At 51.1% G+C, this 20,651-nt stretch carries 14 protein-coding genes and 1 tRNA gene; 8 read left to right on the top strand and 7 right to left on the bottom strand.

The window, feature by feature from the left end; genetic code table 11:
• The first annotated feature begins 619 nt into the window (after nucleotides 1-619).
• From GSQ70_RS08435 to GSQ70_RS08425, 3 genes are read left to right on the top strand one after another with little or no spacing between them, the layout of a single operon-like run.
• Nucleotides 620-3,706: a type I restriction endonuclease subunit R gene (locus GSQ70_RS08435; protein WP_158782136.1), complete on the top strand. Its 3,087-nt coding sequence runs from the start codon at nucleotides 620-622 to the stop codon at nucleotides 3,704-3,706.
• On the top strand, nucleotides 3,700-5,337 hold the full coding sequence (locus GSQ70_RS08430) for a class I SAM-dependent DNA methyltransferase (RefSeq protein WP_158782135.1): 1,638 nt from the start codon (nucleotides 3,700-3,702) through the stop codon (nucleotides 5,335-5,337). Before GSQ70_RS08435 ends, GSQ70_RS08430 begins: the two co-directional genes overlap by 7 nt.
• Complete coding sequence (locus GSQ70_RS08425) at nucleotides 5,330-6,481, top strand: restriction endonuclease subunit S (RefSeq protein ID WP_158782134.1); 1,152 nt, start codon at nucleotides 5,330-5,332, stop codon at nucleotides 6,479-6,481. Before GSQ70_RS08430 ends, GSQ70_RS08425 begins: the two co-directional genes overlap by 8 nt.
• A 305-nt stretch (nucleotides 6,482-6,786) precedes the next feature.
• Here the strand turns inward: GSQ70_RS08425 and GSQ70_RS08420 are convergent, their stop codons facing one another.
• Nucleotides 6,787-8,052 carry an integrase arm-type DNA-binding domain-containing protein gene (locus tag GSQ70_RS08420; protein ID WP_158782133.1) on the bottom strand — a complete coding sequence of 422 codons (1,266 nt, stop codon included), beginning with the start codon at nucleotides 8,050-8,052 and terminating at the stop codon, nucleotides 6,787-6,789.
• A 198-nt stretch (nucleotides 8,053-8,250) separates the two neighbouring features.
• Nucleotides 8,251-8,335 (bottom strand) — tRNA-Leu (locus GSQ70_RS08415).
• A 233-nt stretch (nucleotides 8,336-8,568) separates the two neighbouring features.
• Between GSQ70_RS08415 and GSQ70_RS08410 the strand changes: the two genes are divergently transcribed.
• Nucleotides 8,569-9,207: a hypothetical protein gene (locus GSQ70_RS08410; protein ID WP_158782132.1), complete on the top strand. Its 639-nt coding sequence runs from the start codon at nucleotides 8,569-8,571 to the stop codon at nucleotides 9,205-9,207.
• Nucleotides 9,208-9,331: 124 nt separating this feature from the next.
• Nucleotides 9,332-9,829: a DUF2501 domain-containing protein gene (locus GSQ70_RS08405; protein ID WP_158782131.1), complete on the top strand. Its 498-nt coding sequence runs from the start codon at nucleotides 9,332-9,334 to the stop codon at nucleotides 9,827-9,829.
• A 144-nt stretch (nucleotides 9,830-9,973) separates the two neighbouring features.
• On the opposite strand, the gene GSQ70_RS08400 is transcribed toward GSQ70_RS08405, so the two are convergent.
• Complete coding sequence (locus tag GSQ70_RS08400) at nucleotides 9,974-10,594, bottom strand: LysE family translocator (RefSeq protein WP_158782130.1); 621 nt, start codon at nucleotides 10,592-10,594, stop codon at nucleotides 9,974-9,976.
• Between the two features lie 146 nt (nucleotides 10,595-10,740).
• On the opposite strand from GSQ70_RS08400, the gene GSQ70_RS08395 reads away from it, so the two are divergent.
• The gene (locus tag GSQ70_RS08395) at nucleotides 10,741-12,243 is read left to right on the top strand and encodes a helicase HerA-like C-terminal domain-containing protein (protein ID WP_158782129.1); all 1,503 of its coding nucleotides are present in this window, start codon (nucleotides 10,741-10,743) and stop codon (nucleotides 12,241-12,243) included.
• A gap of 86 nt (nucleotides 12,244-12,329) precedes the next feature.
• Here the strand turns inward: GSQ70_RS08395 and GSQ70_RS08390 are convergent, their stop codons facing one another.
• Together GSQ70_RS08390 and GSQ70_RS08385 are read right to left on the bottom strand one after the other, a co-directional pair.
• Entirely contained in the window at nucleotides 12,330-12,542 is a 213-nt protein-coding gene (locus tag GSQ70_RS08390; RefSeq protein WP_158782128.1) for a hypothetical protein, read from the bottom strand.
• Nucleotides 12,543-12,749: 207 nt separating this feature from the next.
• Nucleotides 12,750-13,166, bottom strand: a complete 417-nt coding sequence (locus tag GSQ70_RS08385) for a hypothetical protein (RefSeq protein WP_233268257.1) — start codon at nucleotides 13,164-13,166, stop codon at nucleotides 12,750-12,752.
• 297 nt (nucleotides 13,167-13,463) lie between these two features.
• Between GSQ70_RS08385 and GSQ70_RS08380 the strand changes: the two genes are divergently transcribed.
• Nucleotides 13,464-14,759: a DUF445 domain-containing protein gene (locus tag GSQ70_RS08380; protein ID WP_158782127.1), complete on the top strand. Its 1,296-nt coding sequence runs from the start codon at nucleotides 13,464-13,466 to the stop codon at nucleotides 14,757-14,759.
• Nucleotides 14,760-14,773: 14 nt separating this feature from the next.
• On the opposite strand, the gene GSQ70_RS08375 is transcribed toward GSQ70_RS08380, so the two are convergent.
• Complete coding sequence (locus tag GSQ70_RS08375; protein WP_158782126.1) at nucleotides 14,774-15,664, bottom strand: YsnF/AvaK domain-containing protein; 891 nt, start codon at nucleotides 15,662-15,664, stop codon at nucleotides 14,774-14,776.
• Nucleotides 15,665-15,686: 22 nt separating this feature from the next.
• Entirely contained in the window at nucleotides 15,687-16,100 is a 414-nt protein-coding gene (locus GSQ70_RS08370) for a DUF2382 domain-containing protein (protein ID WP_158782125.1), read from the bottom strand.
• Nucleotides 16,101-16,784: 684 nt separating this feature from the next.
• Between GSQ70_RS08370 and GSQ70_RS08365 the strand changes: the two genes are divergently transcribed.
• Nucleotides 16,785-20,645, top strand: coding sequence for a S6 family peptidase (locus tag GSQ70_RS08365; RefSeq protein WP_158782124.1), 3,861 nt, complete (start codon nucleotides 16,785-16,787; stop codon nucleotides 20,643-20,645).
• Nucleotides 20,646-20,651: the final 6 nt, after the last annotated feature.

Genomic DNA, 20,651 nt, shown 5'->3' with positions numbered 1-20,651 from the left:
AAGTTATTGCGTCAACATTCGCTATCTACTGTCTCACGCTAGGTGTGGTTCGGGAGACGTCACATGTTAATGATGCATAGTAGCTGGGACTGATAACGATTCAGCTTGCCCGCTAGTGGGTAGAGATGTACTGCCTGAGCGTCCTAAATTACTGATCCACCACAACCCCTATTCGCAAGTTGAGTGATCTTCGTGGATGGTTTCACCGCTCTTAAGGTTCGTGCCATGCAGAGCTTTAGTCTGCACTATCTGTGACTTCACCAGTTATTTGAGAGAATTGTGCAGAACCGGAACAGACTGCTGTTCTTCTATCTGAGCCGCGTATTCGGATCTGAGATGAACGTTGATTTCCGGCGAACAGCTGATCGATGTTCCAAGTGAAAACATGATCGTTCAAAGCGGAATACGCAACTTTACAACTACTCATGATTTTCGCGATAAATTTCAGAGTCTGTCATGGCGATTATCATTTCGAGTAAAGCGCGAAAAATGTACTCGGGCAGTTAACAGAGAACGTGTAACATAGAAATCAATTGAATAGACATTACTGCCAGCCGTTCTGGGATTATGGGGCGCTGCATGGCCTGAGACGTGATAAATACCAAAAACAGGGAACACGATGAAATTCACCGAAGACACCCGGGTAAAAATCCCCGTCATCCTCCACCTGATACGGCTGGGCTACCGCTACCTGTCTCTGAAAGAACAACACTGGGACAAAGAAACCAACATCTTTCCTGACCTTTTCACCGCTGCAGTTGGCAGAATTAACCCCGGAATTGCGCCCGACGACATCGGGCGCCTGTTAAAAGACCTCACGCTGCTTCTCGACAACGACGACCTGGGCCGCGCCTTCTTCGAAAAACTCAGCGACCGTTCCGGCACCAAACTGATAGACTTCGATAACTTCAACAACAACAGCTTCCATGTCGTCACCGAACTAACCTGCGAAAACGGCGATGAAGAGTTCCGCCCGGACATCACGCTACTGATCAATGGCATGCCACTGATCTTTATCGAAGTAAAAAAACCCAACAACCGCGAAGGTATAGTCGCAGAACGCAACCGCATCAACGAACGCTTTAAGAACCCAAAATTCAAACGCTTCGCCAATATCACCCAGTTCATGATCTTCTCCAACAACATGGAGTATGACGACAGCGACCCGGAGCCGATTCAGGGGGCTTTCTACGCCAGCAGCTCTTACAGCAACCCGGTATTCAACTACTTTCGCGAAGAAGAACTCTTCAACCTGACGGCGTTACTGAAACCACTGCCAGAAGAAACCGAAATCGCCCTCCTGAAAGACAACAACCTGGAAGTAATCCGCACCAACCCAGAATTTCAGACCAATAAAGATCACAACCGCCCGACCAACCGCCTCTGCACCGCGCTGTTAAGCCGCGATCGGCTGGCATTTATCCTGCGCTATGCGCTGGTGTACGTCGCCGAACCCGGCGGCATCCAGAAACACATCATGCGCTACCCGCAGCTCTTCGCCACCAAAGCGATTGAGCGCAAACTGAACGCGGGTGTGAAAAAAGGCATCATCTGGCACACTCAGGGCAGCGGGAAAACCGCACTGGCTTACTACAACGTGCGCTTCCTGACGGATTACTTCCAGAACCAGCAGGTGATCCCGAAATTCTACTTTATTGTCGATCGTCTTGATCTTCTCCAGCAGGCGCAGCGCGAGTTCACCGCCCGTGGCTTAATCGTTCACCTTATCGACTCCCGCGAAGCTTTCACTCGCGATATCAAAGCGACGCAGGCGCTGCACAATCACCACGGCAAAGCGGAAATCACCGTCGTCAACATCCAGAAATTCCGCGATGACCCGGACGTCGTCACCACCAAAGACTACGACATCAGCATCCAGCGCGTGTACTTCCTCGATGAAGTCCACCGCAGCTATAACCCTAAAGGGAGCTTCCTGGCGAACTTAAGCCAGTCGGATACCAACGCCATCAAAATTGGCCTGACCGGCACGCCGCTGCTGGGAACGGACTACAACTCCCGTGATATCTTCGGCGACTACATCCACAAATACTACTACAACGCCTCCATTGCCGATGGCTACACGCTGCGCCTGATCCGCGAAGAAATCGCCACCAACTACCGGATGATCCTGCAACAGGCGCTAAAAGAGGTGGAAGTCAGAATGGGCGATGTTGATCGCAAATACATTTACGCCCACCCCAGCTTCGTCAAACCGATGCTGAACTACATCGTCACCGACTTTGCCAAAAGCCGGGGCGCGCTGAATGATGACACCATCGGCGGCATGGTGATATGTGACAGTTCTGAACAGGCCAAACAGATGTTTGAATTGTTCAACGCCGACTACGTCGAATCGCCCACCGTCACCGACGAAATGCCTGTATTACAGGCCGCAGAACCCGCTGCCGTTTATCAGATCCACGCCAAAGAAACACGCAAAATCAAACGCGCCGCCCTAATCCTGCACGACATTGGCAGCAAGCAGGAACGTAAAGAGTGGGTGGAGCAATTCAAAGCGGGCGAGATTGACCTGCTATTCGTCTACAACATGCTGCTCACCGGGTTTGATGCCAAACGGCTGAAAAAACTCTACCTCGGTCGGGTGATCAGAAAGCACAACCTGCTCCAGGCGCTGACCCGCGTCAACCGAACCTACAACCACTTCCGCTACGGCTATGTGGTGGACTTCGCCGATATCCGCCAGGAATTTGACGCCACCAACAAAGCCTACTTCGAAGAGCTACAAGCCGAACTGGGCGACGAAATGGAGCACTACTCCCGCCTGTTCAAATCGGCGGAAGAGATCCGTGAAGAAATAGAGCATATCAAAGACGTTCTATTCAGCTTCGATACAGAAAACGCAGAAATCTTCACGGACCAGATAAACCAGATTCAGGATCGGGAAACCGCGCTGGCGTTGAAAAACGCGCTGGCCGACGCCCGCAGCCTGTACAACCTGATCCGCCTCCAGGGCAACACGGAGTTTCTCCAGGCGCTGGACTTCAATAAACTCAACATCCTCTATCGCGAAGCCTGCCACCGCCTCGACTTACTCAACCTGAAAGAAGATCTGGAACAGGGTGTTGATTTATCCGGCCTGCTTAACCGGGCGCTGGAAGAAGTGATCTTTGAATTCCACAAAGTGGGTGAAGAAGAGCTGGTGCTGGCTGACGAACTGAAAGAGACGCTGCGACGTACCCGTGAGGCGCTGGCTGCTAACTTCGACCAGCAGGACCCGCAGTTCGTCAGCCTGAAAGATGAACTGGAGCGCCTGTTCAAGAAAAAGAAGCTTAGTGAAGTCACCCAAGAAGAAATGGTTGCGAATATCGGCACACTCAATAAAATTCATGACCGCATAAAAGAGCTGAACCGCCAGAACAACCTGCTACGCCAGAAATACAAGGGCGATGTGAAATACGCGCGTACCCACAAACGCCTGCGCGAGCGCGGCGGCCTGAGCGAGCCGGAGCGTAAAATCTTCGAAGCACTGCTCGGCGTTAAGCTGGATGCGGATGAAAAAGTGCTGAACAACAGCCAGATACTGAACAATGAAAGCTATTTTGAGCGCCAGATTGTGTCATCTGTGCTTGACCACTTTGAACAACAGCAGCACATCACCCTCAGCGCAAAAGCGGCTGGCGACATCAACCGCCTGATTGTGGCGGAATACCTGAACGAATTTAATACCGGAGCACGTACGTGGTAGAACTAGAATTTAGAGACAAAACCAAAACCCTGATCGACAGCCTGAAAAGCATCTGTGCGAACTACGGTCTGGGTAACGACGGTAATGAATTCAAAATCATCACTCAGGCATTCCTGTACAAATTCCTGAACGACAAATTCGCCTTTGAAGCTAAAAAGGTGGATAAAAGCATCGCCAGCGCCGAAAAATGGGAAGTCGCGCTCAATCAGATGAGCGAAGAACAGCGGGATAAACTGCAACTGAAAATGAGCGCCGACACAGCCCGTCTGAAACCGCATCACTTCATTCAGTATTTATACAACCGTCAAAATGAGGCCAATTTCGCCACCACCTTTGACGACACCCTGATGGACATCGCCGCCACCAACAACGACGTCTTCGCGGTCAAAACCGACGGCGGCGCGAAAGTGGTGCTGTTTGAACGCCTCAGCCAGTACATCGCCGACGAATCAAAGCGCGACGACTTCTGCCGCGCCATTATCAACAAACTGGCCGATTTCAGCTTTGAACGCATCTTCACGCAGAAATTCGACTTCTACGCCACCATCTTTGAATACCTGATCAAAGACTACAACAGCAACTCCGGCGGCAAATACGCGGAATACTACACCCCCCACGCCGTGGCGCGCATCATGGCGGAAATTCTGGTACCTAAAGCACAGCAGGGCGTCGTGCGTAACGTAAGCTGTTACGACCCGTCCGCCGGTTCCGGCACGCTGTTGATGAACGTGGCGCACGCCATCGGGGAAGATCGTTGCAGCATCTTCGCGCAGGACATCTCGCAGAAATCCTCCAGCCTGCTGCGCCTGAACCTGATCCTCAACAATCTGGTGCATTCGATCCCCAACGTTATCCAGGGCAACACCATTTTGCACCCGTTCCATAGAGACGGCAGCGCGCTGAAACGCTTTGACTACATCGTATCCAACCCGCCGTTCAAGATGGATTTCAGCGACTTCCGCGACGCGCTGGACAGCAAGGAAAACCAGCAACGCTTCTTTGCCGGGATACCGAAAGTACCCAAAGCCGCCAAAGACAAAATGGCGATTTACCAGTTGTTCCTGCAACACATCATTTTCTCGCTGAAACCGGGTGGCAAGGCGGCGGTCGTGGTCCCAACTGGTTTTATCACCGCGCAGTCGGGTATTGATAAAGGGATTCGCGAACATCTGGTGAAAAACAGGATGCTGGCGGGCGTGGTTTCCATGCCGTCGAATATCTTCGCCACTACCGGAACCAACGTGTCGATCCTGTTTATTGATGCCAGCAACAAAGAGAAAGTGGTGCTGATCGACGCCTCGAATTTAGGTGAAAAAGTCAAAGACGGCAAAAACCAGAAAACGGTACTGACGGAAGAAGAAGAGCAGCGTATCTGTGAAGTGTTTAACAACAAGTGGAGCGAAGAGGATTTCTCGGTGGTGGTCAGCTATGACGATATCACTGCGAAAAATTACTCATTCAGCGCCGGGCAGTATTTTGATGTGAAAATTGAATACACCGATATGACACCGGAACAGTTTGCCGCGAAGATGAAAGGGTTTACGGAAAATCTGGAGAGTTTGTTTAGCCAGTCGCGCGAGCTGGAAGAAGAAATTAAGAAGCAGATGGCTGGGCTAAATTACCATGGTTAAAACTATTGGCGATGCCTGTAATATTAGAACAGGTAAACTTGATGCAAATCGGGCAATGAAAGATGGTGATTATCCATTTTTTACGTGCGCTGAGTTCCCAGAAAAAATCGATCACTATGCATTTGATGGTGATGTGGTACTTATTGCTGGTAATAATGCAAGGGGTAATTTTCACGTAAGCAGGTATCAAGGAAAGTTTAATGCATATCAGCGAACCTACGTGCTTACAGCTAAACCTGGTTATGATATTGATTATATTTATTATGCTTTAAAGCTTGAACTAAAGCGGCTGCGAGAAAAAGCGCAGGGGTCGCAAACAAAGTTTCTGACTATGCCGATTTTGACCAGCATTTCATTACGAGATCTTGTTGAATCTGAACAGTCGACAGTTTCAAAAATTTTAAAGATAATGGATAAAAAAATCGCACTTAACAACCGAATCAACTCCGAACTGGAAGCGATGGCGAAGATGCTGTACGACTACTGGTTTGTGCAGTTTGATTTCCCTGATGGCAACGGAAAGCCTTATAAAGTCTCCGGCGGTAAGATGGAGTATAATGCAAAGCTGAAACGAGAAATCCCTGCGGGATGGACAGTCCAAACGCTGTCTCAAATAGCGAATATCACAATGGGGCAGTCTCCAGCAGGGGAGTCTTATAACGAAGATGGAATCGGAACGCTATTTTTCCAGGGTTCAACGGACTTTGGTTGGCTTTTCCCAACGCCACGGCAGTACACAATATCACCTGCCAGAATGGCGAAAAAAGGTGACATTTTACTCAGCGTTCGTGCGCCGGTTGGTGATATGAATATTGCCAATGCCGATTGTTGTATTGGGCGAGGGCTTGCGGCATTAAACAGCAAAAGCGGCTCAGATGGATTTTTATTCTACGTGATGAAGTATTTCAAACAGGTATTTGATCGTCGAAATGCGGAGGGAACAACATTTGGCTCCATGACGAAAGATGATTTACATTCACTGCAAGTCGTTTGCCCAGAACCCGAATTACTGAAACGGTATGACGGTATTGTTTCAGAATACAATAAAATGATTTTTACACGTAGCCTTGAAAATCAGGATCTAATCAAACTCCGAGACTGGCTCCTCCCCCTGCTTATGAACGGACAGGTCACGGTCAAATAATCCCCAACGTGTTTTGCGAGGCGCAGCCCAGATCCATACTGCGCCTCACTCACCACAACCAAACCTTGCCATCGATTTCTGATCGGATATCACCCACATTTACCGGTACTTATTGTTACAACACCCAACGACCTATAACCATCATCAAAGATCTTACTTTTCACTATGATTAGACAGTCAATCCGGTTAAGTAAATCGCCGGGATATACATCATTATGAATATCCCAGCGATTTAAGGTATGTTTGTTTCCCTTGGTGGAAGTGTCTTATTTAAAATGGATATTGATGAAGTGGTTCGTTCCAAATCATCTCAATGGGTTGTTAGTTTTGGCATAGTCAAAGGGAGAGATAAATTCCCGTATATTGGCATCCAAATAATCCGCCCACCACTGCAGCATCAACCTGCGCTCCCCCAGATGCTCCGCCTTATGGATGTAAGCCGCCCGTACAGAGTTACGTTCCTGGTGACTCATCTGCCGCTCTACCGCATCCCTCGACCACAAGCCTGATTCAATCAAAGAGCTACACGCCATCGTTCTGAAACCATGCCCACAGACTTCCGTTTTTGTGTCATAGCCCATCACTCTCAGAGCCTTGTTCACCGTGTTCTCACTCATGGGTTTACGCGGATCGTGATCACCAATGAAGATCAGCTCACGGTTTCCACTCATACTTTTGATCTTTTCCAAAATGGCTAACGCCTGCCGCGACAAAGGAACAAGGTGAGGTGTCCGCATCTTCGAACCTCGCTGAGAATGTTTAACACCTTCCAGCGGCTCACGCTCTCCCGGAATCGTCCACATAGCCGTTTCAAAATCTATTTCTGACCAGCGGGCAAAACGCAGCTCGCTTGAACGGATAAAAACCAACAAAGTGAGTTCAACAGCCAATCGGGTTAACGGCCTGCCGGAGTAATGATCAATACGATGAAGTAGTTCAGGAATGCGATTGAGTTCGAGCGCAGCACGATGCTGTCTTTTTGCCGTAGCAACCGCACCGGCAATTTCTTGCGCGGGGTTGTAATCGATTAAGCCACTCTGAACGGCATAGCGCATAATCGCGGTAGTTCGCTGTTGCAAACGAGCCGCAACTTCAAGACGTCCGGACAACTCGACTGCTTTGATGGGTACAAGCAGATCCCGAGTCTTAAGCTCCGTAATGTTCCGCTTTCCAATGGCAGCAAAGAGATTATCTTCAAGGCTTTTCAATACACGAGCACTATGCGATGCAGACCACTTCTGATTGCTGGCGTGCCAGTCTCTGGCAACCACTTCAAACGTTATCGCTTCCTGCTCTTGTTCTACCTTAACAGCTTTCTTGTTCTCAATGGGATCGACACCATTAGCTAACAGCTTACGGGCTTCATCCCGCCGTGCCCTGGCATCCGCCAGCGAGACATCGGGATATTTTCCCAACGCCAGCATCTTTTCTTTACCGCCGAAGCGATAACGAAGTCGCCAGTATTTAGAACCGTTAGGGTGAACCAGCAATACCATGCCGTCACCGTCAGTCAGCTTATAGGCTTTTGCTTCCGGCTTTGCCGAACGAACCTTCACATCACTCAGAGCCATGTTGAGTATCCTTTCAAGGGTTCTGTGTGGGTACAAACATTATCGAACCGGGGTATACCCGCAGTTGTACCCGCATCAGTAAGTTGATGTTGATTGAATCAGGTTGACTTAGGTTGAGTGAAAAAGCGGGGAAAGCCTTGCAGATACTGGATTTCAGGCACAAAAAAAGACGTCCGTTGACGTCTATTGATGTTCCGATGGTGCCGAAGGCCGGACTCGAACCGGCACGTATTTCTACGGTTGATTTTGAATCAACTGCGTCTACCGATTTCGCCACTTCGGCACTGAAGGGTATGCGGAAAACGTTGGGGATTATACCGTTACCCCCTGTTTCCGCAACCCCTATCCGCTGGCGGTGGTGCGAGTGCTGAAAAAAACGTCACCTGTCTCGCCAGCCGTTGCGGAAAATCCCCGGAATCTCCCTGCTGATCGGTATCCCCGTCGCCATACATCCATTATCCTTATCGTCTGAACGACCTGTCTTCATCACCCACACGTCTCATCGGGGAGCTTCTTTTGTCTGACGCCTGTCCTCATACGGTTTCTGCCAGGGTGTGCCGGGAATGCAAACAGTCCATTCCTGACAACGCGGTGAAATGTCACCATTGCAGCAGTCATCAGGACTGGCGACGCTTCCTTGGCCTGGGTTCGACGGTGGCCGCTTTTGTCCTGACGCTGCTCTCCATCTGGGCTGTGCCCTCCGTTTACTCGCTCTTTCAGGCGCAAACCGCCGATCTTCATTTTTCGGTGATTGGCGGCGATAACTATAAAATCAGCCTGATGCTTTCGAATTCGGGCAACCGTGCTGCGGCACTCACCGGCATCGAACTTAACAGCAGGCTGAAAAATGGTAACGAGGCGACTTACTACCTTCAGTCTGACCACGACCACCAGCTTATCGAGCCGGGTAAATCCTGGATAGTGGACGCCGGTAATGGTGAGGTTATCCCCAAATATATCGAACGTATTATGCAGATGGCGCTGCGCGAGAGAAAAATCAGTGCGCCGGAATGTTCTCTTTCAATCCATTTTATTCAGTTCTCCGGCGCGGAAGAGATCTATAACGTACCCTTTCCCTGCATGCCGCTCCTCAACTCCGCATCTGCGGAAGCCTTGCTAAAAGAGAGAACAGAGAAGCCAACTCACTCGGATTAATCCCAAACTCACACCTTCTGACTGTCACTCAATGGAACTCCCCCGCTATCACGTAGTCCGAGTGTGGAGATCGGCGCGCAGCGACTGAGTGCGCTGTGCCGGGTAACTTAGAAAAGGTATAAAAATGAAAGCAGCCTCCAAAATGATTTTGGCTTTAACGGTTTCTTCTTCCCTGTTCGCGGGCGGGGCCTCGGCGGCCAGCTGGCAGGATCAGCTGAGCAGCGCGGCCAATTCGCTCAGCAGTAATTCCGGATCCGCTTCAACCACTCAGACCGGCAACTCAATGAGCGCGCTGACTGGCCTGCTGAACGGCGGCAATCAGTCGCTCAGCTCTAACAGCATGACCAATGCCGCCGGTGTGTTGCAGTACTGCGTGCAGAACAACGTGGTCGATAACAACGCTGACTCGGTCAAAGATCAGCTGATGAGCAAACTGGGCCTCGCCGATACGCAGAAGGCGCAGGAAACCACCGATTACAAACAGGGCCTGATGGGCTTGCTGAACACCGGCAACAACCAGCAGGTGAATCTGAAGAGCCTGGGCGATACCGCGCTGGGCAAAAAGGTCAAGACCAAAGCCTGTGACCTGGTCCTGAAACAGGGCAAACAGTTTATCTCTTAACTGTTCTCTCTTATTGGTGAGGCTGTCCCCTCACCGTCCTTCCCGCGAGCCACACTGACGTGGCTCGAATTTTTACTTCATCATCAGCCTGATGTCCGGGACCGTCATCCACTTCATCACCAGCTTAACGCTCCCTACCGCTCTTCATTTCACAATCAACCGAATCCCCAGCAGCGCCATCACGCTCCCGCCAATCCGGTCGAAGGCCGCTTTATAGCGCAGATAGGTATTACGCGGCCCGCTTGAAGAGAGCGCGTAAGCCACAAAGGCATACCAAAGTCCGTCCACCAGCATCGAGACAACCGGCAGAGTCACGTACATCATCGGTGTGATATGGGCTGGCAACAGCGCGGCGAAGATACCCGCAAATACCACCGCTGTTTTAGGGTTGCTGATCTGTGTCCCGAAAGCGGTGAGAAATGCACGGCGGAAACTTTTACCTGCGTTTGCCTCTGTCGTAACGTGCAGCGGCTGCCTGGCACCCCGGAACATTTTAAAAGCCATCCACAACAGGTAAATGCCACCGCCGGTTTTCAAGGCCAGCCACAGCCACGGTACCGCCGCCAACAGCGTGTGCAGTCCCAGCAGAGCAATCAGCGAAATAATGACTGAACCCACGCCCATGCCCAGCGCGGCTCCCATCCCGGCCCGGCGGGAAGAAGCTACCGCCGTGCGTGCCACCAAAATAAAGCTCGGTCCCGGACTCATCGCGCCCAGCGCCAGTGCGCCGCCAATCGTGACTACCGATAAAACTGCTGCATCCATTTTCTCGCCTCCCGTTAAGTATTCGGGATAACATAGCCACAGCATTCTGAAAATGGCAACACCGCCTCACGGAGCGAAGCCAGAGACTGCTAATCTTACAGGACGTTTTCAACTGAATTTTTCACCGACTGACAGGGATAAGAAACATGACCGAGCCGCTGCTGATTGCCCGGACCGCCGATATCGCGCTGCACCTCCTGCCTGGCATGGCCAACCGTCACGGCCTGATTACCGGCGCCACCGGGACCGGCAAAACCGTCACGCTACAGAAGCTGGCAGAGAGCTTTTCCAGTATCGGCGTGCCGGTGTTTATGGCCGATGTGAAAGGCGATCTGACCGGCATAGCCAAAGAAGGCGCTTCATCAGAGAAGCTGCTGGCCCGGCTGGCGAAGATTGGCGTCACCGACTGGTCGCCGCAGGGCAATCCGGTGGTGCTGTGGGATATCTTCGGTGAAAAAGGCCATCCCATTCGCGCCACTGTTTCGGACCTGGGTCCCTTGCTGCTGGCCCGCCTGCTGAACCTGAATGAAGTGCAGAGCGGCGTGCTGCAGATTATCTTCCGCGTGGCCGACGACCAGGGCCTGCTGCTGCTGGACTTCAAAGATCTGCGCGCCATGACGCAGTATATCGGCGACAACGCCAAATCCTTCCAGACCCAGTACGGCAATATCAACAGCGCCTCGGTCGGGGCTATCCAGCGCGGCCTGCTGTCGCTGGAGCAGCAAGGGGCCGAATATTTCTTTGGTGAGCCGATGCTGGATATCAAAGACTGGATGCGCACCGACAGCGGCGGCAAAGGAGTGATCAACATCCTCGCGGCGGAGAAGCTCTACCAGACGCCGATGCTCTATGCCACCAGCCTGCTATGGATGCTCTCCGAACTGTACGAACATCTGCCGGAAGCGGGCGATCTGGAGAAGCCGAAACTGGTGTTCTTCTTCGATGAAGCGCACCTGCTGTTCAGCGACGCGCCACAGGTACTGTTGGATAAAATCGAGCAGGTTATCCGCCTGATCCGTTCCAAAGCCGTCGGCGTTTACTTTGTCTCGCAGAATCCCGCCGATATCCCGGACTCGGTGCTGGGTCAGTTAGGTAACCGCGTGCAGCATGCGCTGCGCGCCTTCACGCCGAAGGATCAGAAAGCGGTGAAAGTGGCGGCGCAAACCATGCGCGCCAATCCGGCGTTCGATACCGTCACCGCCATTCAGGAACTGGGTACCGGCGAAGCGCTGATCTCCTTCCTCGATGAGAAAGGCAGCCCGTCAGTGGTGGAGCGCGCCATGGTGATTGCGCCCGGCTCACGCATGGGGCCGGTAACGGACGACGAGCGTAACGGCCTGATCAATCACTCTCCGCTCTCCGGCAAGTATGAAGAAGCAGTTGATCGCGAATCTGCCTTTGAAATGCTGAGCAAAGGGCTGCAGGGAGCCGCTGAAGAGGCCAACGCGCCGCCGGTTAAAGGCAATAAAGTCGCGGTGGATGACGGCATTCTCGGCGGGCTGAAGGACATCCTGTTTGGTACCACCGGGCCTCGCGGCGGCAAGCACGATGGCATAGTGCAAAGCGTGGCAAAAAGCGCGGCGCGGCAGATCACCAACCAGGTTATCCGTGGGGTACTCGGCAGTATCATGGGCGGTCGCAAACGTTAAACGGCCACCTTCTTCCAGCCTCTTTCCATGATCAGCAGGAGTGCAGACTGCAACAGAAAGAGGCTGTCGGATCTGCCCCTTTCACTTCAGGGCGCGGTAAGACTCAGCGGAACCAAAATGAGTCGCGGCCAGATGAAGAACAGCAGCGTTGATAATAGCGCGACTGATGAAGCAATATTCAGATACCAGAACCAATCTTTCCTGCCTTCCCACATGAAAAAACTTAAGAATATCAGCGTGACAGCCAGCAGATAATTTAAAAAGAGGATAGCCATCGGGATCAATATTTCTAATTGCATGAAGTCTCTGTACAAGAAAAAATGCAAAAAAACACACCAGACAGCTATGTTAATATATCCAGAAAGTAACAGAAAAAAATTAATTTTCTTTCTCCCTGTCAGCAACGAAAATGTCTTCATGATCACTTTATCTCTTCGCAGATCTTTCTCCCTGATGGGCATTTTACCTGACAGGGTCTCGTGTCAATGTGATGGTTCGGGCTCTTTTTAAAACCATTTCGTTTCGTATTCCCATCCTTTCACACTCATACAGCCGTAAAACTCGTTTCGACGACTATCCTTATTGACATCCATAACATAACTTTCCGTTTCAGGCCGCTCTGTGGTTTTGTATTTTTTCCCATCACACTCTTCATTCTTTTTACATGTTTCGTATTTCTGCGAATAAACAGTACGCTGGGCCACTTCGTTTTTCACGGGGAACTTCTTTTCAGATTGGGTCTCGCAGGCAGGCCGGGCCGAGGATAATGCTTCTGCCCCAGGCCGACTGGCTACCCATTGTGAGGAACATCCACATAATATCAGGGTGATTATTGGCAACTTAACATATTTTTTTATGGCGATCCCGGCAGGGAATGAGGAGAAGGTGCTGATGGCCAGTGGATTTATTTCATCTTTTTTCATCATCTTTATCCTTAAAGATTAGGGGCGGTTATAAGACCACGGCTGAAGTAAAACTGACTAAACAAAATATAAACAAATTACAAAAATATTAATCGATAACCAGACAGTTAAGCACCCACCAATAAGGATCTTTCACGCCATTCCCCTGAGATTTACAGCCCGGCACAAGAGCCTTCATTGTACAGACCCTGTGCAGATTAGCGGCATTGATTAGAAGCAAGCGTATCCATTGCCACGCCGGAACCCGGATGGTGTAAACTGTGGTTCAGTCCGGACTGGAGGAATACGACACCCTGCATGGATAAAGAAACTGAACTGGCTTATGCCAAACGCCTGCCGCTGCTGCTGCTTTGCGGCGCGGCGGCGCTGTTTATCGCCACCGTACTTTACCCCCTGTGGTTCCCCTCCAGCGTCTGGGTTAACGGCCTGAAGGCCGTCTCAGAAGCCTCGATGGTTGGCGCGCTGGCTGACTGGTTTGCAGTCAGCGCCCTGTTTCGTCGCGTGCCGATCCCGCTGGTTGGTCGCCATACGGCGATCATTCCCCGCAATAAGGATCGCATCGCCGATAACCTGGCGCTGTTCGTGCAGGATAAATTTCTTAACACCGAATCCCTGCTGACGCTGATCCGCCGCCACGATCCGGCCCAGATCATTGCCAACTGGCTGAGCATGCCGATCAATGCGGCAAAGCTCAGCGGCTATCTGCTGAAGATCGTTCGTGGTTTTCTGGATCTGGCCGATGACCAGCGCATCCAGGCCTTTATGCGTCGCGCCATTCATAAAGCCATTGATAAGGTCGATCTGTCGCAGTCGGCGGCGATGGTGCTGGAGAGCCTGACCAAAAATAACCGTCATCAGGCGCTACTGGATGACGCCATCAGCCAGCTGCTGCACCTGGTGAATAAACCCGGCACTCACGAGTTTATCGCCCAGCAGGTGATCCGCTGGCTGAAGCGCGAGCATCCGATCAAAGAGAAAATGCTGCCAACCGAATGGGTCGGTGACAAGAGCGCCGAACTGGCAGCGAATGCGGTGAAGTCGATTCTTAACGATATCGAGCAGGATGGCACGCACGAGCTGCGGCAGGGCTTTAACCGTGCGGTACAGCGGCTGATCGGCAGGTTGCGGGAAGATCCGGAGATGCAGCTGAAGGCGGAAGAGATCAAAGATTATCTTAAGCAGGACGAAGCGCTGAACACCTATATCAGCCAGCTGTGGGGCGATCTGCGCGGCTGGTTAAAAGAGGATCTGGATAAGCAAGATTCGGTGCTGCACGCGAAGGTGAGCGCGGCCGGGCTGTGGCTGGGGGAAACACTGATGCAGGATGCTCAGCTACGGGCATCGCTGAACCAGCATATGGAAGAAGCCGCCACCAGCGCCGCGCCTGAGTTCTCGACTTTCCTCAGTCGCCATATCAGCGATACGGTGAAAAGCTGGGACGCGCGGGATATGTCGCATCAGGTTGAGCTGAATATCGGTAGGGATTTACAGCGCATCCGCATCAACGGCACGGTGGTGGGCGGCGTTATCGGCCTGATTTTATATCTGCTCTCTGAGCTTCCCGCACTGATCGAGTGGACCCGTGCGGGATAGCCTGTTCTGGCGTATTAATGATCGTGATGCGTCAGATCGTCTTCTTTGGTGAATACGCCATCTTTCTCAACTTTCACTTCCTGACGGCGGACGCTGTCTTTCACGGTTTCTACCCGCTCGTTACCTTCTGCACGCACACCCACTTCTTCTTTGATGTGGGCAGTTTTATTTACCGTTGGGACTTCATGAGACTCTTCCACCTCGATAGTTTTCTCTGACCAGTCCACATCGTTCAGATAGGCTGGTTCATCGACGGCACTGCGGAAGACTTCAGCATGCTGATCGTACAGCGAGATATCCTCAGCCACCGGATCTTCAACGGTATAACGACGCAGGCGAACCACACCATCACTAACCTGACGCTTCCCTATCTCAATTTGTTCTTCAGCCAGTTTCAGCGCTTCACGGTCGGTTCCTGCCGGGGTCCTCTCAGCATCCATTTCGACCAGTTCATCCCTCACTGGCAGCGTTTCATCCGGCGCAGCTTCAGGCATCAGCGGAGCGGCTTCGTTAAGCAGCGGTTCCCGTGAGCCAAACCTGTCGTCGGTTTCACCCATAAAATCGCGATCTGCTGAACCTGGTGCATAGGTCGAGTAATCACTGGAGTACTCATTCAGCAACATCTCGATATTACCCGCTTCTTCTTTCGAGGCGCGGACGGTCAGCAGAACACCGCCTGTTTGCAGCGCCCTGTTGTATTCACTGGCATAATTATCGTCCACGTCATCGCCAAATATCCTCTGCCAGAAACTGGGATGGCGGATCTCTTTATCTTCCACCTGCAGTCTGTTACCGGCAATGATATCGATATTTTTTTCGGCAATACCTTCTGCGATCAGTTTCTCTTTTGCCACCTGGGCCTGCTGTTCCTCTCTGAAGGCAGTGACAATTTTTTCATGTGACATAACTGATTCCTCTTAACAGGGTTTAAGGTTTAGTTTTCTCTCTGCTGATATTGACCTCCTGACTGCGCAACGTGACCGTTTGTTGAAAAGGTTCACTTTTTTGGATCTTACGAATATAAATTTCTTCTTTCAGAACCTTACGCCGGATTATTTCAACCTGTTCCTCAATGACCGGGATAATTAAGTCATCACCTTCGTAACGCACTTCAGCGTTGTAATCATTGTCAACCAGCTGATTTCTGGCAATATGCTCAATACTGACTTCTTCCCTTGCCAGCTCCGTTTCCAGCAATTGCTCAGCAGAGGCGGTTGACCGTACGATGCGTATGCGATTGTCCACGATACGCTCAGAAGAAATGCTGGCATGCTCTTCCATAACAGGTAGCGAGTGCTCACTAACACATTGTGTTCCAGGCAACTGGTTTTTGCCTGCCATAGCGGCTCCTTAAGCGGTTCGGTTAGCGTAATTTCTGCGAAAAAAAATCAAATAACATCTATGACGTCGATTAACTAAGCATAGACCAGACTGATAAAATACCTAATTTTCAGCAAATGATTTAAGGCAGAGCATGAATTATTAATGTGGCATTGATTTTAAATCTGGATCACTTTGTTAAATTTAAACACCAGGTAATCCTTTAATAAATAAAATAATTATTACAGAGGCAGCCTGACTGGCTGAATTTTATCAATGCAATCAATAAAGAAACAAAATCATAATGTTAAATTATTATAAAAAAAAAGAGCATAGCAGACATTTTTAGTACCAGTGATAACTACAGCAAAACGGCAATACCCCCTCTGTCGCTAAAGTGATGGGTTATCATAAATCCGCACAAGTAGCCATAACTCAGATAACTCAGTCCTCTTAATCGCAACAACATTGGTTTACATGCTGGCAGGAAACTCTGGAAAAATATTTCTCTGACGTATTTAAGAAATAACGAATAAATGCCGAGAATATTACACCTTCTGAAATTCCAATAATTGCATTTACATCACGACCAAAATCGATTTTAATGCACGCAATTACTGGCTATAAATTGTTAATAACAGTGAATTTTAAGACATAATTTCAACTTACACAGCAAAAATGGAATGATTGTTAAGGAAGACTATTATGAGAAAGAAAACGGCTGTGTGCTATTGCACTGTTTTTGTCTGCGCGACGTCTTACGCCGGTATTATGCGTCATGACATTTCGGTTCAGGACTACCGTGATTACGCTGAAAACCTTGGGAAATATACCGTTGGTGCAGAACAAATTCCGGTTTACAAAACCGATGGTTCTCTTTCCGGTTACCTGAATTTTTCAATGCCGGATTTTGGCATGGTGGTGACGGGGGGATACTCCACGCTGGTCTCACCCTCCTACGTTGCAAGCGTACGACATAATACAGGTTATCAAAGCGTAAGTTTTGGCAACGGAGCTAAATATGCCGCCACTTATAAACTGATTAACCGTAATGACTCCACTATTTCAGACATTGATTTTCATCTTCCCCGCCTGAGTAAAGTGGTCACTGATGCCGTCCCGGCTGAATCGGTCAATAAAACGGAGATCAGAAAAGGCGATATTTCCCGTTACAGCGCTTATGTTCGCGTGGGCGCAGGTACGCAAAGCCAGGTGAATGATGCCCTCACAGAGGAGATCACGCTGGCCGGGGCCTATGAATGGAAGACGGGAGGAACAATTAACGCAGCAGGGATTAACTTTGCTTCCGGCACGCTCCGCTATCAGAATTACGGCCCGGACGACCTGCTGACCTCGCCACTTTCCATCGGCACTATGGGAGGTGACAGTGGCAGCCCTGTATTTGCCTGGGACGAAGTGGATCAGAAATGGAAAATCGTTGGCGTTCATCATGCTTCGATTTCAAATAATGGTATCTACCGAAAAGTTTCCGGGGCTGAATATATTCCTGACAACTACATAGCTAATATTTTGGCAGCGAATACCTCTGCCGATGTCACCGACAGTGCAGAGAAAGGAGAATTGCAATGGTCTCCAACGTCTATTTTGCAGGGAGAAACATCATGGGCCTGGCAAGGGTTAGCAGAGAATTATAAAAACATCACTCCTTCTGCAGCTTCCAGTGAAGAACTGGATGCCACCAAAGATCTGAGATTTAACGGCGACGGCGGTCAGATAATCCTGACCGATGCCGTGAACATGGGCGCAGGAAAACTGCAGTTCTCAAATAATTATCAGGTGAAATCAGCCGACGGAGCCAACAGTACCTGGGTGGGTGGCGGTATTGAAGTCGATGCGGACAAGACCGTCCTGTGGCAGGTCAACGGTCTGGCAGATGATGCGCTACATAAAATCGGAGAAGGCACGCTGCAGATTAATGCCCGCGGGATCAATCAGGGCAGCCTGAATACCGGTGACGGCACAGTGGTACTGGACCAGCAAGCCGACGCTGATGGCAATAAACAGGCTTTCTCTTCAGTGACCTTAGTCAGCGGTCGTCCGACAGTTATCCTGAACGATGCTGATCAGGTTGCCACCGGGAATATCTTCTTTGGTTACCGGGGCGGCAAGCTCGATCTCAATGGTAATGACTTATCATTTAAACAGATCAATCACACCGACAGCGGTGCCATGCTGGTTAACCACAATACGGCGACAGCCGCTACGCTGAATCTGACTGGTTACAACAGCGCAGACGTGCCGTTCCAGAAATTCAGCGAGAGCAACCCGAAGGGAACCGTGGGATCGATTTATATTTATCCCAACCCCTATACCAAAGACACAGAGTATTTTCAGCTCAACAAGTCTTCCTACTGGTATTTCCCTACTGATAAAAGCAGCACCGCGACCTGGACCTATTTAGGTACTGATGCTGATGCGGCAATCGATTATCGTCTGGCACAACTGAACAAGACAGTGTTTCGCGGCTTTTTGGGTGACAGCGACAGCAGCGGCGTGCTGAACGTCAATGTGAATGCTGCGGGCTCCGCGGCCATGACAGCGTTAACCGGGGGAATGAACCTGAATGGCAATCTCAATGTATCGCAGGGAACGGTTTTACTCTCGGGCCAGCCGATCCCTCACGCTAACGGCGTAATCATTAACGACGACTGGGCAACGGCGATGTTCAGTGCAAACCAGATTTCAGTAGGATCAGGCAGCACTCTGCAGGTCGGCGAATACGCTCAGGTTCAGGCGGATATCACTGCAGAAGACTCCTCGCGTGTGATGCTGGGCTATAACTCCAGCGCTTCGGATGCTGAGAAAATCTGGCGCTGTTATGCGGTAATTAACACCGATACCACTAACTGCAGCCAGCCAGTACGCAGTGCAACTGAACTTGCCGCGCTGGCTGCCAGCACCGTTTCCGGCGATATTACGCTGGGTGATAATGCCAGCCTGTATCTGGGTAAAGTAAATTACGACGGCTCAATCAACACTTCGGCCACCAGCACCATGACCATGGATTCCGGCGCGTACTGGCAGCTTACCGGCAACAGCAGCGTCACTTCTTTAAAAGCACTTTCTGGTTCCGGTATTTCTTTACTGGCGGCTGAAGGCACAACCTGGTCCCCCACTCAGTTCACTGTCGACTCGCTGGATGCCACAGGGCTGAGTATCAGCCTGGCCGCCTCTCCGGCGAGCGAAGTGGGTGACAAAGTGACGATCAAGAACTCGGCGACGGGTAGCAGCAACACTCTGGATATCAGCGTACTGACCGCTGCTGATGAATCAGTAAAGCTGCTGAATGACATTGTGCTGCTTGATGCGCCTGACGGTACTGCTCACGATTACTTTACCGTGCCGTCGGTTGCGCGGGGCTTCAGCCTGTATACCCCGGACTACCAGGTGATTGAAAAAGACGATCGCGTGCAATGGGTGCTGGCTCATAACGCCGAGGCCGAACCAGAACGCCCTGCGGAACCTGATACGCCTGCAGATCCAGCAACACCAACAGAGCCTGAGGCGCCAACTGAACCTGAAGTCCCTGCAACGCCGGAAACACCAGTTGAACCTGAAACTCAGGCTGAAGCAGCAACGCCAGATGAAGCAGCAAAACCTGAAACGCCGGTTGACCCGGCCAGTGGCAAACCTTCGGGCTGGTTTACCATCGAGGACAACAAACCGCTGATCCGCGACACTCGCGCGTTGCTGGCCTCCCGCCAGTATGTCTTCAGCGAAGCGATGAGCCAGCTGCATGGCCGTGCTTCACTGCTGCGCAACGCACCGGAGAAAAACGGTGAGTGGGTATCGATCGAGCAGAACAAAGGCAGTTTCAAAGGGTTTGAGGTGAACCAGCAGTCTCTGAACCTCGGCTGGGACAGCGTGCAGTGGCAGCAGATGTTCGGCTTCAATGCCGGATACACCCAGGGCACCACCAAAGGTAACGGGCAGGAAACTCACCACCTGGCAAGCGTGGGCGCTGACTACTCCTGGTCATCCCCGGCAGGCTGGGTTGTTGATGCCGCCGCCCGCTATATGCACCTCAGCCAGGATCTGACTTTCGATCCGGTGCTGGACATTCATCACGGGAAAGCCACCAGCCATATCCTGGCCGGAAGTGTTAAAAGCGGCTATCAGTTCACTGCCGATCGCGACTCACTGTTTATCTCACCGTACGTTGGCCTGAGTGGCGGCTACCTGTCTGGCTTCGGGCTGAAGAGCGACAGCGCACAGGTTGACCTCAGCTCCAGTACGCCTTACTTCGCCACCGCCGGTATGGAAGTGAAGAAGCGTGGCCTGTGGAGCAGCAATCCTGATGTGATGGTGACGGCGGGTATTGAATATCAGTATTCACCGGGCAAAGCCGGTTCCAGCCTGACGCTGTCAGACAGCCAGTCCCGCCGTGAATTCGGCGCGCTATCGGATAACCGTTACCGCGTGCATGTGGGAGCAGAAGGTCAGATAGCGGATAAATGGTCGCTGGAGGTGAAAGCAAGAAGCAGCTTTGGCGGCACTTTCCGCACCGACTACAGCGGCATCGCAGGTGTTAACTACCACTTCTGATCAACG

This window comes from Pantoea sp. BAV 3049 (genome assembly GCF_009765445.1).
In the GTDB taxonomy this organism is placed as follows: Bacteria; Pseudomonadota; Gammaproteobacteria; order Enterobacterales; family Enterobacteriaceae; genus Erwinia.
Note: the sequence above shows the minus strand (reverse complement) of the source record. Positions and strands in the feature narration are given on the sequence as shown.